The sequence below is a fragment of the Pseudomonas sp. AK106 genome, assembly GCF_053903055.1.
Window position 1 is genome coordinate 896,994 of the sequence record NZ_CP096426.1, and the last position, 13,896, is coordinate 910,889.

Annotated in this window: 12 protein-coding genes; 6 read left to right on the plus strand and 6 right to left on the minus strand. The window is 59.5% G+C overall.

Translation table 11 applies throughout. From position 1 onward, the window contains the following. Positions 1-65 precede the first annotated feature (65 nt). Positions 66-3,542 (plus strand): dermonecrotic toxin domain-containing protein, encoded by a 3,477-nt coding sequence (locus tag M1E04_RS04070; protein WP_456292436.1) that lies wholly within the window; start codon positions 66-68, stop codon positions 3,540-3,542. Here the strand turns inward: M1E04_RS04070 and M1E04_RS04075 are convergent. After that, the gene (locus M1E04_RS04075; RefSeq protein ID WP_456292437.1) at positions 3,539-4,342 is read right to left on the minus strand and encodes a SirB1 family protein; all 804 of its coding nucleotides are present in this window, start codon (positions 4,340-4,342) and stop codon (positions 3,539-3,541) included. The genes M1E04_RS04070 and M1E04_RS04075 overlap by 4 nt on opposite strands. A 195-nt stretch (positions 4,343-4,537) precedes the next feature. Here M1E04_RS04075 and M1E04_RS04080 point away from each other — a divergent pair, with 195 nt between their 5' ends. Continuing rightward, positions 4,538-5,560, plus strand: coding sequence for a Glu/Leu/Phe/Val dehydrogenase family protein (locus M1E04_RS04080; RefSeq protein WP_065991883.1), 1,023 nt, complete (start codon positions 4,538-4,540; stop codon positions 5,558-5,560). Between the two features lie 55 nt (positions 5,561-5,615). On the opposite strand, the gene M1E04_RS04085 is transcribed toward M1E04_RS04080, so the two are convergent. After that, positions 5,616-5,882 (minus strand): YebG family protein, encoded by a 267-nt coding sequence (locus M1E04_RS04085; protein WP_192132622.1) that lies wholly within the window; start codon positions 5,880-5,882, stop codon positions 5,616-5,618. Between the two features lie 448 nt (positions 5,883-6,330). Here M1E04_RS04085 and M1E04_RS04090 point away from each other — a divergent pair, with 448 nt between their 5' ends. Beyond that, positions 6,331-6,750, plus strand: coding sequence for a phosphate-starvation-inducible protein PsiE (locus tag M1E04_RS04090; protein ID WP_410928410.1), 420 nt, complete (start codon positions 6,331-6,333; stop codon positions 6,748-6,750). Positions 6,751-6,837: 87 nt separating this feature from the next. Here the strand turns inward: M1E04_RS04090 and M1E04_RS04095 are convergent, their stop codons facing one another. The 3 genes from M1E04_RS04095 to M1E04_RS04105 all read right to left on the minus strand — a co-directional run bounded on the left by M1E04_RS04095 (position 6,838) and on the right by M1E04_RS04105 (position 8,707). Continuing rightward, complete coding sequence (locus tag M1E04_RS04095) at positions 6,838-7,182, minus strand: YXWGXW repeat-containing protein (protein ID WP_074884139.1); 345 nt, start codon at positions 7,180-7,182, stop codon at positions 6,838-6,840. A gap of 233 nt (positions 7,183-7,415) precedes the next feature. Then, a complete protein-coding gene (locus tag M1E04_RS04100) occupies positions 7,416-7,745 on the minus strand; it encodes a DUF3509 domain-containing protein (RefSeq protein ID WP_065991891.1) in 330 nt (109 codons plus the stop codon). 539 nt (positions 7,746-8,284) lie between these two features. After that, entirely contained in the window at positions 8,285-8,707 is a 423-nt protein-coding gene (locus tag M1E04_RS04105; protein ID WP_065991892.1) for an HPF/RaiA family ribosome-associated protein, read from the minus strand. A gap of 293 nt (positions 8,708-9,000) precedes the next feature. Here M1E04_RS04105 and M1E04_RS04110 point away from each other — a divergent pair, with 293 nt between their 5' ends. Genes M1E04_RS04110 through M1E04_RS04120 form a run of 3 tightly spaced genes read left to right on the plus strand, consistent with a single transcriptional unit; the run spans position 9,001 to position 13,016 of the window. Next, positions 9,001-9,606 carry an RNA polymerase sigma factor gene (locus M1E04_RS04110; RefSeq protein ID WP_456292438.1) on the plus strand — a complete coding sequence of 202 codons (606 nt, stop codon included), beginning with the start codon at positions 9,001-9,003 and terminating at the stop codon, positions 9,604-9,606. Continuing rightward, on the plus strand, positions 9,603-10,586 hold the full coding sequence (locus M1E04_RS04115; RefSeq protein ID WP_456292439.1) for a FecR family protein: 984 nt from the start codon (positions 9,603-9,605) through the stop codon (positions 10,584-10,586). The genes M1E04_RS04110 and M1E04_RS04115 overlap by 4 nt, the downstream gene beginning before the upstream one ends. A gap of 48 nt (positions 10,587-10,634) precedes the next feature. Next, complete coding sequence (locus M1E04_RS04120) at positions 10,635-13,016, plus strand: TonB-dependent siderophore receptor (RefSeq protein WP_456292440.1); 2,382 nt, start codon at positions 10,635-10,637, stop codon at positions 13,014-13,016. Here the strand turns inward: M1E04_RS04120 and M1E04_RS04125 are convergent. Then, complete coding sequence (locus tag M1E04_RS04125) at positions 13,013-13,891, minus strand: helix-turn-helix domain-containing protein (protein WP_455913169.1); 879 nt, start codon at positions 13,889-13,891, stop codon at positions 13,013-13,015. The genes M1E04_RS04120 and M1E04_RS04125 overlap by 4 nt on opposite strands. Between the last annotated feature and the right edge of the window lie 5 nt (positions 13,892-13,896).

The window sequence follows — 13,896 nt, forward strand, 5'->3', positions numbered from 1 at the left end:
CGCTCACGTTGTACCCATTGGCCGGATGCCGGTGGGCGTGACGGTTCTTTATCGGAGCTGTATCCATGAATGATTTATCTGCTGCAATTCCCTTCAATAACCAAGGTGCGCTTCAGCAGCACGCCACCACCCGGCACTTTCTCGCCTTTACCACGGCGTGCTCGCAATGCACCTCGGTACTGGACAAGCTCCCCTCGCTTCGTGATGTCGCTTTTGACCGTCTTTCAAGCTTTCTGCGCGGGAATGTATCAGTGTGGAACCCGGACATTATTTTTCTGAACACCGCGTCCGTGTCCGGAGCGGTGCAAAGTTCGCGTTCACTTACTGATGCCCTGATTCAGGCAATGACGCAAGGGGCCAGCGCCTTCGATCAAGATTCCCAGCGCCTGTATTACCGCCACGACAGCACCGAGGTGCAGCACCTGGTGGCAGAAAAAGATTTCTCCACGATCAAAAGTATTTTTGGCCAAGTGCTGGCGATGTTTCCCGGGGCTTATCACGCGGCGCTTGGCTGGGCATGGGACAGCCGTGAGCATTCCCCGGCGGGCGGCAAAAGTGCGGCGCGCCACGAAATCGTCAGTGCGCATCATCATTCGGCGCTCAAGCACGACATTGAGTTTCAGGTTATTGAGCAGCGACTCAACGACGAGGAAAAAACACGCCTGCTGCATGCATTGAGTCACCAACCCACTGGCGGGCTTTTCAAGATATCCCTGCGTCTGTCGCGCGAAATGACAGCACCGCTGCTCTCGGTCTTCGCGGTCGCGCGGGATGAACAGGCGGTCGATGTCCGCCACGCCTCCGGACCCTGTTATCTGGTCATGGCCGCAGGCGGAGTTGAGCGGTATGAGTCTTTTTCTGAGCTCAACAGCCAGCTGGCTCGGCGACTGTCCTGGCCATCGGGTAAGGAGCCGTTGCTGAAAAACCTTTATTTATCGGATCTTGCGGGATTGCCCGAAAATCATGTATTCGGCAACGACGATCTTGAATACGAGCCTTGTATCGAGCCACTGCTGCACTGCCATGTTCAGGGACTTCGTAACAAGCAGGCCATGGACTTCGAGTTTCTGGTGCAACAGGCCAGAGCGAACAGCGAGGGCAATCACACCTTTTTGAAAAAAGTCAGTGAAGTGCAGGTGTGTGCTCATATTGATGAAGGGATGGGGCACCGATTCAGGAGCCTTTCCATTCGTGCCGAGGATCTCACTCAGCCTCAATGGCTTAAATACGCGGCCCCCGAGAAGCGCGAGCACTATGCGAACCTCAATAACCAATTCAGCGAACGCAAGCGTGCAGTTGATGCGCTGTTTGAGGGGCTGGAATCGTTGGAAGTATTTGCCCGTCATGAGATTGATCGCTATGTGCGCAGGCATCTGGGCTATTCGATCGACGCGCAGCAAATAATGATCAGCGTGCCGGATGAGTTCGACCTTCAGGGCGGCATTTTTTCGGCGAACCACCGCAAGTCGCTGCTTGATTTCGCGATGCATGGCCTGCCGGCAGTTTCAGGTCCCGGCAAGGTGATGGTCCCTGTTGCGTATTCGAATCCTGCGTTTACATTCGAGTTTGTGAAAACAATGCTTGATGAGCTGGATGTGCAGCGCCGTTACCTGCAGCAGCTCAGGGCGCAGTTTACCCATGAAGAGACCTTGCGAGCCCTGACCCACAGGCGAGACGCCGCGTTGGCGCTGAGTGCTTGGGCTGCTGTGCTGCAAGGCCATCTGATGGACGACCGAAGCCAGGACCTCATCCATCTGGTGCGCGCCGACATTATTCAAGACGGTGCAGTGATGACGCTGGGCAGCCTGAAACTGGCTGTCAACGGCATGCGCTTCAAAGATCTGCTGGTGTTCCGTAAGCAGGATGCGGCAGGCGACGATCATTACGTTCTTTACGCACCCGGTGCGCCAGGCGGCCAGGATATGTTCGGGTTCAGCTCGTGGCGCCAGTTGTCCTTCGAAGTCGGCAGCTGGCTGGCGACCGATGCGGGCGGCAATTATGTGCAAGACCAGACGGCTTTAACCGCCGAGGCTGACCATTCCGATTTTCTGGAAAAAGTTCGTCTCAAGGGCACGTTGTGGGGTGACTCCAGTGTCGTTTTCCATGAGCTGGAAGGGGACAACTTCGAAGATCGTCTCTCAGATGCAATTCGTCATAAGGTCGACCGGACGCTGACTCGGGATGATGCTGATTTGTTGGGGTTCACCATGGAAACTGCTTATGCGAACCGTGGCGCCCTTGCATTGCTTGATCATCGGGTCAGCGAACTGAACAAGGCGTTTGTGCACACAACGCAGGCGATGGTGTCTTTCGAGCAATTCGCCAGGAGCGAAGGCAGCAAGCTGCTCAATGATTACATTGCCAGCCAAGGCATCAACGAGCGCGTCGATACCGATACGATCTTCGTGGATCTGGAGAACGCTGCGTACGTCGCGAATCCGGACTTCAGTGCGTACACGCGGTTGAGGTCCCTGACCAGCCTGTTCATGGAAGGGTTTTCCGACCAGTACGCTTTTACTCCTGCGGCGCCGATGTACTCCTCGGTAGGGCAGGACCTCAGGGCGCTGCCCTTGTACTTCGTCCAACGAGTGGACAAATCGTTGCGGGAAGCGGCGTTGGGTGAGCGTTACATCCAGTGGATCAGGAGAGAGTTCCTGGACACCTCTCACGAGCAGTATCGCTATCGCAGGGCGTTATTTGGCAGGCGTCTGCAGTTCGATATGCGCTCAGCGGCGATGCGAGAATTTTTGAAAGGCAATTTATCCACTGCGCAATATCAATGGTTGGTGCCATTGATTGTTTCGCTGGATAAGCAGGTGCTCGACAAAAACGAGGGGCTGCAACGCCGTATCAGCCGCAGCAGCGCTTCAATGTTCCGCTTTGCCGGTTACATCGTTCAAGGCGTTTATATGCTCCGGGATTTCAGCTCCTCGGATGGCGACTTCAATCTGTTATATACCCCTGATGCTCCCGATGGCGTCAGCTTCCGAAAGGTGACCGACTACGTGCAACTTATGCGCTCGCCTGCCATGCGCCACTATTACTACCTTCGTGTTCCCTACAAAGGACAGCCGAGTGTGGGGTCTCGTTTCGACGCCATGGACCGCAATCTCCCGGTGCAGTGGGTCCGCGTTGAAAACAGGGAGTACCAGAATACCGATCGAATCACTGACATCCATGATCTTTACAACGAGCAAATCAGTCGCATCATTGCCGATGTCGATGCTCAGACCAAAAGCCGGACGGAGCGCTGGGTCGAGAAGGTTTATTCGGTTGTAAGGTTACTCGGCTCCGCGCTGCTGATGCCGTTTCCCGGTGGAGCGCTTGCATGGACAGTGCTTCACACCGCCATTGATATACAACGAGGCATGCTCGCCTATCACGACGGAGACCGCGCGACCGCGTCCTGGTTTTTTGGATCTGCTGTCTTTGGATCAATACTGGGAGGCACCGGCGTCAAGACAGTCCTGACTCATGATCAGGCACTGGTTATCAAAGTCGGTCAGTGGGCGGTAAAAAAACTGGCAGCCCAGACCGTTTAATGGATGGCGCGCCCACTCGGCAGAGACTGCAAACGCTGCGTCAGGCGCAACTTCTGCAGCGGGTCATCACTCAACATCAACGCATGCTCCAGGTCGAAACGTTCGGCCTGGGGGCAGTCCAGATGCTGGTACAGGCTGGCACGGGCGAGGTAATCGCTGGTGCTGGCCTGGCCCAGTTCCATCACGCGGGTTGCGTCTTTAAGTGCCGCGAGCAAATCATCGTTTAACTGATGCAGATAGCGCAGGTTTCGCGAGAGGCGTTGAAGCATGGCTGCAGGCGTCGCGGTTTTCATGTGCTCAGCCTTGAGCGGCATGTCCGCGCCGAACTGACGCAGGAGCAACTCACGGCAGTCCTTGGGGTAGAGCCTGCGTCCGCCGCAAGGGTCCAGGGTATGGTCGGCGCCGGGCACCCGCAGCAGAAAATGCCCCGGGAAGTTCACGCCTTCGAGGGGAATCTCCAGTCGCTTCGCTATCTCCAGCGCAACCAGCGCCAGCCCCAGCGGCTGGCCGCGATGACGTTCAAGCACTTTGTGAATCAAGGCAGCCTGGGGTTTGGGCTGAGCGGCATCGTCTTGCTGGAACCCCAGCGTCGCCAGTTGCCGAAGCAAGGGCTGGGCAAGCTCGGCGACCGGCAATAAAGGTAATGCCGCACTGACACTGCGCTCCAGCGCGGCGAGCTGATCGCGAATAACCTGAACATCAACCTCCCCGTCGTGCTCCGCAGCGATCCATACCGCAGCGTCGAATGTGGAGGGCGGGTTCCGTTCTAGACAGGCAATGCATTGCTGGCGCGGATTCATCGACTTCTCCGGCAGGATAAGACGGCTGAGAAGAATTAAAGGATGACTCTGTTTTAGCCTTGGCCGCTGCCTTCGTCCAGCGTTGATTCATCGCGCGTGGCCAACGGCAGTCTGTCGTCCGGATCCGCTCGGCCCGACCTTCTTTTTTTCATTCAGCGCCTATACTCGCCAGTACGAAAAAGGGGAGCAGTGCCCATGTTCGCTCTCATGCAAAGCTCACGCGTGCAATCACTGCACATGATGGTTGAGCCGCGCACCGGCCTGAAAGCGGTGATCGCGATCCACAGCAGCCAGAAAGGTCCGGCGATGGGGGGCTGTCGCTACCTCTCCTACCCAAACGAAGAGAGCGCCATCGAGGACGCCATCCAGCTGGCAAGGAACATGAGCTACAAAGCCGTGCTCGCCGGATTGTCATTGGGCGGTGGAACGGCCGTGATCATGCGCCCGGCCCACGTGCCTGATCGCGCTGCCCTGTTCGAGGCGTTCGGACGGTTCGTGCAGACCCTCGACGGACGTTATGTCACGGCCATGGACAGCGGCACCTCCAGAGAGGACATGGACTGCATAGCCCAATCCACTCAGCATGTCACCGGCACCACGGCGGTCGGCGACTCTTCTGCGCACACCGCATTGGGTTTGTACGCGGGGATTCGGACCACGGCCATGGCCAGGCTGGGCAGCGATAACCTTGAAGGTTTGCGCGTGGCCATTCAGGGATTGGGGCATGTGGGTTATGCGCTCGCGGAACAGCTCCATGGGGCGGGCGCCGAGCTGTTGGTCGCAGATCTGGACAGCGGCAAGGTGCAGCTCGCCATGGAGCAATTGGGCGCCAAGCCGATTGCCAGCGAAGCGTTGCTCAGCACGCCTTGCGACATCCTTGCGCCGTGCGGGCTGGGCGGCGTACTCAACAGCCACAGTGTCACCAAGTTGCGCTGCGCCGCCGTCGCGGGTGGCGCCAATAACCAGCTGAGCTGTGCCGCGATCGCCGACCAACTGGAAGCCCGCGGCATTCTGTATGCCCCGGATTACGTGATCAATTCCGGTGGCCTGATCTATGTCGCACTGCATCATCAGGGGCAAAGCCCGGGCAACATCACCGCGCATCTGTCTCAGATCGGCACGCGGCTGACCGAGGTGTTCGCCCATGCGCAAGCTGAAAAGCGCTCACCCGCGCGGGTGGCGGATGAGCTGGCAGAACGGCTGCTGGACATGGAGTGAATCGCCTTCGTGGCAAATCTGCCTCAACTGGCTGAAGCCAAAGTCGCTGGGCTGATTACTCAGCCTGCTCCGCCGCGGGTGCCAGCTCGTTGAGGGCAAGGGCGTTGCTCTTGAAAGCGGCAGCGAAGATGGCGCGGTTCTTCGCCATGAAAATACTGGCGTCTTCAGCGTGTTTTTCGGAGAGCCCGGCGACGTTCTTCATCAGCACATCGGTGAGCAGCTCTGCCAGTTCCAGCATCTGATCATGGGCATCGGCGAGTTTGCGGTCCACGAACGTAGTCTCCAAATCACGGGTACTGCGGTAAAGGGTTTCAACAGCCATTGTTGGCCTCGTCGTCATTTCCAGAGTTGTAAGGGATCAGCCCGGGCGCTCAACGCTTCGGCCGACGGATGATGCAAAGACAGCGTGCTCCGTCTTTTTACTGTGTATTTATACAGTGCGCAGCATAGGTGAATCGCCTCGGCTTGGGTAGGGGGTGAGCGCTCACTTTTTTTACCAGGCGCAGCCTTGCGACATCTGGTCACGTTCTCAACCTTAGCCGATGGCCCTATTAATGCTTGCCTACAACCAGGCTGCGCACGGGCAAATCGTCATGCGCGCGGCGCATCATCCCGTCCGGATCACCCAAGGAAGTACATCGTGAACATCAACGCGGCCAACGCCCTGCGTCGACAGATCCACCGCTGCGCTCAATCGCAGCGCTCGTTATGAACACTTTTGTTTTGGTCAGGGGAGGTGAGGGATGGCTGGTGTGAGATGGGCAGATCGAATGCGGGCGAAGCTTCACGGCGGCGCCAACAGCCTGGGTAATCTGGCCGTTGAAGCGTTTCACTATCTGGCGCTGTTCGGTATTGGGGCGGTCACCGCATACGCCGCTATAAAAGCGTTCATCGGCATGCTCGGGCAGGACTACATCGCGGTGGACGATATTCTGCTGTTGTTCATCTACCTCGAACTGGGCGCGATGGTCGGCATCTATTTCAAGACCAACCACATGCCGCTGCGCTTCTTGCTCTACATCGGGGTGACCGCTTTGATTCGCTTGCTGATCAGCGACGTGTCCCATCACAAAGCGCCAGATCTGGGGATCATTTATGTCTGCGGCGGCGTGCTGTTGCTGGCGTTCTCGATTTTGGTGGTGAGGTATTCCTCGTCGAGGTATCCGTCGGTGCAGGAGAAAGTGGAGTAAGCCATCTACTGAGTCAGAGCCAGACCATCGGTGATCCAATCAAAAAATGCCCCGTCTCAGCGGGGCATTTTCATGTGCGAAGAACGGTCAGTTCACCCACACCCCAACATGGTAATGCCAGCCATCGCCTCGACTTTCCCAGTACGGATGTTGATAGCGATAGCCCGGCCGTACCGCTTCCCAGTGGCCGTGTTCGGCGACGTAGCGGTTGCCGTTCCAGCGCCAGTAGCCGCGGGACCAGACATAGCCCGGGCGCGGAGCCGGTTCTTCTTCGATGACGCGCACGGGCGGCGCTTGCGGGGCGACGACTTCGACATATTCGGCGCGGGGCGCGGGTCGGTCGACCACTCGGCGTTCGTGCACCACTCTTTCTTCCACGCAGCCGGTCGCGAGCGCCAGCGCGCCAATCAGCGCTATGTATCGTAGAGACATATCGTCACCTCAGACTTGTCCAGACTCTGCTGCTCGCCGTTGTTGTGTAACGGGGCAGCCGGCTTGCTACAGGTTTGTTGTAGCAGGTGCTTTCTGTCTGAGGGCTGAATCGGCGGGCATTACAGGGACGTTGGCGATCGTCGGCGGGGGACGGAGCGCATCGAGAATGATGCGGCGAAAAGACTGCGCTGGAGAGGCAATCACTATCGCCTCATGCCCTGCGCATCAAAAAGTCAAAGGCCGGCAGTCAACTGCGGACGGCCGAGGAAGCGGGTTCGGGTAGGCGGAGGCGAGAGTTGTTTGAGGTCGCCATCCGTCATGGCCGCCAAGATCTTGATGGCGCTATGGCCTTGTTCGATGGCGATGCCGAACTGGATGCTTTCGATCAAACGGCGCAGCCGCTTGGGCGAGTTGCGTTGCTCGGCGCTGATCAGGCGTTTGGCGACCACACCTGACTCATTCGACAGCGTCAGCATGATGGTCCCGTCGAGGCCCTGGATACTCAGGTTGACCCGGTAGTCGGGATGGAAGGCGTCGGTGATCAGTTGAAAAGGGTTATCCATGGCCTGTTACCTGTTAACGATCTGCATGAATTGACTGGGGGTGAATCCCTTTAGTTCTCGAAGCCGATCAACGGTTAATGATTCCTGCCCTGGCCGCGCTCGCTGAAATCGCGGTGATTTCCATCAGTGGTCCGTTGAAACGTCGTCGTATTGAGCGAGTCACTGCGTCCGAGGCCAGCAGGCCTGCGGCGTGCAGGTGAGGTGTAAGCTCGACGATACAAAGCTTGCAGGGTTTGGGCCACAACGGACGAAAGGTGTAAATGGTCCCGATCGCTGGACCCAAGGGCCCGGAAACGAGAAGCAGGTCATGGTTTCAGCGTCCGTCTTGTACTGGCCAAGGGCTTGGCCCATTCCCGCTCGGCACCATTTGCGCGCCTCATGCGTTCTTTGTGTGCGAAAGGTCGGCCACTTGAATCGGCCACCCGTTTAGCGCGGCTCACCATTCAAGCGCTGGTTGCCTAACGACGGCGCAAAAAAAGGGCGGGCCCGTTTCCAGGCTCGCCCCTCTTTCAGTCGTTTAGTGTCTCAGAGCTGCTGCATCAGCCGTGCAACGCTTCGTCCTTCTCGAGAAATTCTTCTTCGAGCAACGCGTCAGCACTGACCGGCTCGTCATCCAGATCGCTTTCAATCACCGGAGCCGCGCCGCGTTTGTTGCCGCGCAGTTTTCCGAAAAGATGTTCCAGGGCGTGGTCCAGTTTGACCGCTGCGCCATCCACTGCCTGATCGATCGAATCGGCCTTGTGGGTCACAGAAATGGGTTGGTGTCCTTTTGGCCGGGCTTCCATCTGGCAGCGGATGTCATGCGGGCCTGGCTTGTCGCCGTTTTCGTCGTTGATGTGGACCTCAACGCGGGTCAGATCCTCTTCGTATCGTTCGAGCGTAGTTTCAACCGTGGTTCGTACCCACTCCTCCAGACGGACGCTGTTTTCGATGTGGTTATCGCTGTTGACCTGGATTTGCATAGTTCTTCCCTTACTTTGGCTTGCTCGGGAGAGTCTGGACGAGGTGTTTTTCGTCTGCCCTCATTCACAGTGTTGGCGCCGATCCACGAACAATTCAACCCCTTGGAACCGAGAATATATTTCGCGAAAGGGGGAACTCGACCGGCAAGTCCAGTTTTGCTGGGCCGCGCCTTTTTGGGGGCAACCTTCGGCCGCTGCAGATTTGTTGCGAGATTCGTCGGACATCTTTTGCGCATGAGAATATTTATCATTAATATCGCGCCTCGCATCCTCCCCCAGCCCGTGCCTGAATCATGATCGATCCGCCTCCGTCCTTGAACTCAGTGTGCCAGGACCTCGACCACGAGACTCCGAAGGCTGCACGCGCGCGGTTTCTGGAGGTGTTTCTGTCCCAGCGTCCGCAAATGGAGGCGCTGGTCAGCCGAAGGGTGGGTTGTCGGGCGACGGCGGCGGATCTGGTGCAGGACCTGTTTCTCAGGTTCTGGCGGCGTCCGCTGGTGCAGGTCGAGGAGCTCAACACCTACCTGCTGCGCTGTGCTGGCAATATCGCCATTGACCATCTGCGCAATGAGAGCACTCGCGCCCGGCTCAGCGATGAGCGGCTGCCGGAATCGCACTGGGCCGAGACTGACGAACCCCAAGCGGCGCTGGAAGCAAGCAACGATCTGCGCCACATCGAAACGGCGTTGCGCGGATTGCCGGAGAAAACCCGGCAGATTTTCCTGCTCAACCGAATCCACGGGCGCAAGTACGCCGAAATCGCCAAGGCCATGGGCCTTTCGCAGAGTGCCGTGGAGAAACACATGATGCGCGCCCTGCAGGTCTGCAAGGCGAGCATCAATCAGGACGTTACTCGGGTTGCGCCGCTTGCCGGGAAATCCGGGGGCATACGCCGATGAATGCCGTTCCTGATCCGACTGCCGATCCCCATACCATGGCCCTGAATTGGCTCAGTGTGTTGCACAACCAGCCGACGATTGCCGATCAGGCGCGCTTCAGCCGCTGGCTGCACGCTGATCCCGCTCATGCCGAAGCGTACGCCCAAGCTCAGGTGGTTTGGGAACTGAGCGAAGAGCCTGCCGCCACACTGGCCGCCGAAGACGCCGCCGCACTCAATGCCTTGCTGCGGAAAATGGACGCACCCAAGCCGCGCAGGCTGCCGCGCTGGGGAGCGGCGCTGGCGATGGCGGCGTGTCTGGTGCTGATGATCAGCGCGGGGCTGGGCTGGAATCCCCAGCGCTGGGCAGAGGACTTGAATGCCGATTATGTGTCGGCGCCGGGGCAGGTCCGGACGTTGATCCTGTCAGACGGGTCGCAGGTAACGATGGACGCCGACAGCGCAATCGCCGTGCATTTTGGCGACGGAGAGCGGCACGTCGAGTTGCGCCGTGGCGCCGCATTCTTTCAAGTTACTCACACTGGCGAGCCGTTTGTGGTCGATGGCGGACGCGGCGAAACCCGGGTGCTGGGCACGCAATTCGAAGTACGGCTGCAGCCGCCCGGCGCGCAAATCACTGTGCTGTCGGGGCGCGTTGGCGTGAAGGCGGCCGCCGATGCGCCGCAGCAGATCCTGACGGCAGGTCAGCGGGCCCGTTATGACCGTGAGCGAACCGGCGCTCCGCAGTCTGTCGACAGCGAAAGCCAACTGGCCTGGCGTCAGGGCTGGCTCAATTACGCCCGCGCGCCCCTCGCTGATGTGATCAGCGACCTGAACCGTTATTACCCGGGCCGGATCATTTTGCTCAACGACCAACTGGCCGCGAAGACCGTCAGCGGCAGCTTCCCGAGCCGCGATCCGCAGGCCGTGCTGGCGGCGTTGAAATCCGTGGTTGGTTTTGAGCAATACCAAGCGCTCGGGCGGGTCATTGTGATCCGTTGATCGCAGGCGAGCTGTTGAGGTGTATCGCAGTCAAACGGGGTGATCGATGTGAGAAGTGGGTTTGGCTTTTCGGTGGTAGCGGTCTGGAGCGCCTGCGCTCAGGCAGCCGCGCCGGCCTACGACTTTTCGATTCCGGCCAAACCGCTGTCCCAGTCGCTCAGGGATTTCAGTCGAGTCACCGGGCAGGGGGTTATTTACACCCAGGATGTGCCGTACGCGGTGGATGCCCCGGCATTGATGGGCTCGTTCAGTGCGGAACAGGCGTTACGCATTCTGCTGGGCACGTCTGGCTTAACGTTCCGCCGTGCCACAGACGACACCTTCACGCTGCAATCCCGCCCCGTCGAGGGTGCGGTCACCCTTGGCGCGACGCAGATAGACTCCACTCTCAGTGCCGTTTACAGCTATCAGCCGCCTGCTGTCTCATCAGTGATGCGCAGCGCAACGCCGCCGCTGGAAAACCCGCAGGCGGTCAGCCTTGTTCCGGCGCAGGTGTTGAGGGATCAGGCGCCGCGCAATCTCGACGATGTGCTGGCCAACGTGAGTGGCGTAACCCAGGGCAACACCCTCGGCAGCACACAGGACACGCTGATGAAGCGGGGTTTTGGCGAGAATCGCGACGGTTCGATCATGCGCGACGGGATGCCGGTGGTCCAGGGCCGCAACCTCAATGTCACCGCCGAGCGCGTCGAAGTTCTCAAGGGCCCGGCGTCGCTGTTGTATGGCATTCAGGACCCGGGCGGGGTGATCAACGTGGTCAGCAAGCGTCCGCAGTTACAGTCGGCCAACTCGCTGACGGCGCGAGGTTCAAGCTACGGCGCAGGCAAAAACGGCAGTGGCGGAACGTTCGATAGCACCGGCGCGATTGATGGCGCTGAAGGCGCGTCCACCGGGCTGGCATACCGCTTGATCGTCGACCACGAAGACGAAGATTACTGGCGCAATTACGGCGGACACCGTGAATCGCTGATCGCGCCATCGCTCGCCTGGTATGGCGATGACACCGAGGTGCTGGCGTCCTACGAACACCGGGAATTTCTCTCGCCGTTTGATCGCGGCACGGCAATCGATCCTCGCACAAACCGTCCGTTGAACATCCCCGCGACCCGGCGTCTGGACGAGCTCTTCAACACAATGGAAGGGCGCTCGGACCTGTATCGATTCGAGGTCGATCACACCTTCGACGACACCTGGAGAGGCCACCTCGGTTACAGCTACAACCGCGAGACCTACGACGCCAGTCAGGTGCGCGTGACCGCCGTCGATCCGGCCACCGGCACGCTGACCCGCTCCATCGACGGGACCGGCAACGCCCTGAGCACCGATCGCTTCACCACGCTCACGTTGAGCGGCGACACCTCGCTGGCGGGCTTGCGGCACGAGGTGCTAATGGGCGTCGACGACGAATACCGCAAAGTCGCGCGCGGTGAGCTGATCCGCCAGAAAAGCCAGAGCACGTTCAGCTACGTGAATCCGGTGTATGGCCAGGAAGCGGAGGGCACTCAGGTCAGTGCGGCGGACAGCCATCAGCTCGATATCCTGCGCAGCGACTCGGTGTTTGCTCAGGACTCCGTGCACCTCACAGATCGCTGGATTTTCGTCGCGGGCGCGCGTTATCAAGTGTTCGATCAGCAGGCTGGCAAAGGCTCGCCGTTCACGCGCAATACCGATTTGAACGGGCAAAAGTGGATTCCCCGAGCGGGCCTCGTTTACCGCTACAGCGATGAGCTTTCGTTGTATGGCAGTTACACCGAGGCGTTCAAGCCCAACTCGAGCATCGCTACGCTGGCGGGGGGCACCGTGCTGGATTCGGCGACGCTGCCCGAAGAATCGAAAGCGTGGGAGCTGGGCGCCAAGTGGGATTCCTCCGATGGCGTCAGTGCGACGCTGGCGCTGTTCGACATCAGAAAACGCAACGTGCTGGTGGCGAATTTCGACTCGCTGACGGCGAACACGGTGTACACCACGGCGGGTCAGGTTCGCTCGCGGGGCCTGGAGCTGGACGTGAGCGGGCAGCTTTCAGAACGCTGGAGCTTGATTGGCGCTTATGCCTTCACCGACGCCTGGGTGCTTGAAGACCCGACCCTGAAGGGCAACCGCTTGCAGAACGTACCCCGGCACAGCGGTTCGGTCTCGGCGGTGTACGACTTCGGCGCGGTACTGGGTGCGGACCGGCTGCGGGCGGGAGCGGGCGCCCATTACGTCGGCGAACGCGCGGGCAATCCGGACAATGATTTTGATCTGCCCGGCTACACCGTCGCCGATGCGTTCGTGACTTACGAAACCCGTCTGGACGGGCAGAAAGTGAAGTTTCAGCTGAACGTGAAAAACCTCTTTGATCGCACCTACTACAGCTCGGCGGTGAGCCGTTATTTCGTGTCCCTGGGGGATTCGCGGCAGGTGGTGATGGCGACGACGCTGGAGTTTTAACGCGACTCAAACGCAGCCCGGTATTCGCCCGCCGTCGCGCCGACTGACTGTTTGAACCGGTTGCTGAAATGGCTGGCACTCGCGAAGCCGCATTCCAGGGCAATCTCGCCAAATGGCTTGCGGGTCGAGCGCAGCAGTTCGCGGGCTCGGTTGAGGCGTCGGGCGAGCAGGTATTGATGGGGCGGCAGGCCGAAGCTTTCGCGGAACATCCGCGCGAAGTGGTATTCCGACAACGCGCACATGCCCGCCAATTGCCCGAGGCTTAAGGGCTCGGCCATGTTCAGCTCAATGAACTCCACCAAATGCCGGCGCAGGTGCGGCGCCAGTCCGCCTTTCAAACGCAACCCTTCACGCAGCCCGACCTGGCGCAGAACCATGTGGTCGAGCAGCTCATGGGCCAGGCTGCTGGTGAGCATGCGCTCGCCGGGCTCTCGCCAGTCCATGCGGATCAGGCGATGAAAACGCTCGGCCTGCAGCGGATCATCCAGAAACGTGTGCTCCTGCAACGCCAACTGGCGTGGCTCGCGATCCAGCAGCGTGACGCAGTTGAGGGCGAACTGTTCGGGGCTGATATACAAATGCGCCAGACGGATTTCACCGTTCACCACCCAGGAGGACTGATGGCCGGCGGGCAGCGTGCAGATCTTGTCCGGAGCGCCTTTCTTGCCCGGCTGATCGCGGCGGAATGTTCCCGTGCCGCCGTCGATGTAGCACGACAGCGTGTGGTGCGTCGGCGCGTGGTAATTCTGCGCGTCATGACGGTTGTTCCACAGCGCCGCCATCACCCCGTCGCCCAGAGGCGCGCTCTTCTCCAGCTGCGCGTGGGGCGAGCTGTTCAGGGATTGAAAGACCTGGATGGTTTCAAGTGACGACATAAGGA

Bases quoted from the DNA above. Each gene is read 5' to 3' on its own strand.
- M1E04_RS04070 (WP_456292436.1), top strand. From the start codon at position 66: ATGAATGATTTATCTGCTGCAATTCCCTTCAATAACCAAGGTGCGCTT.
- M1E04_RS04075 (WP_456292437.1), bottom strand. From the start codon at position 4,342: ATGAATCCGCGCCAGCAATGCATTGCCTGTCTAGAACGGAACCCGCCC.
- M1E04_RS04080 (WP_065991883.1), top strand. From the start codon at position 4,538: ATGTTCGCTCTCATGCAAAGCTCACGCGTGCAATCACTGCACATGATG.
- M1E04_RS04085 (WP_192132622.1), bottom strand. From the start codon at position 5,882: ATGGCTGTTGAAACCCTTTACCGCAGTACCCGTGATTTGGAGACTACG.
- M1E04_RS04090 (WP_410928410.1), top strand. From the start codon at position 6,331: ATGCGGGCGAAGCTTCACGGCGGCGCCAACAGCCTGGGTAATCTGGCC.
- M1E04_RS04095 (WP_074884139.1), bottom strand. From the start codon at position 7,182: ATGTCTCTACGATACATAGCGCTGATTGGCGCGCTGGCGCTCGCGACC.
- M1E04_RS04100 (WP_065991891.1), bottom strand. From the start codon at position 7,745: ATGGATAACCCTTTTCAACTGATCACCGACGCCTTCCATCCCGACTAC.
- M1E04_RS04105 (WP_065991892.1), bottom strand. From the start codon at position 8,707: ATGCAAATCCAGGTCAACAGCGATAACCACATCGAAAACAGCGTCCGT.
- M1E04_RS04110 (WP_456292438.1), top strand. From the start codon at position 9,001: ATGATCGATCCGCCTCCGTCCTTGAACTCAGTGTGCCAGGACCTCGAC.
- M1E04_RS04115 (WP_456292439.1), top strand. From the start codon at position 9,603: ATGAATGCCGTTCCTGATCCGACTGCCGATCCCCATACCATGGCCCTG.
- M1E04_RS04125 (WP_455913169.1), bottom strand. From the start codon at position 13,891: ATGTCGTCACTTGAAACCATCCAGGTCTTTCAATCCCTGAACAGCTCG.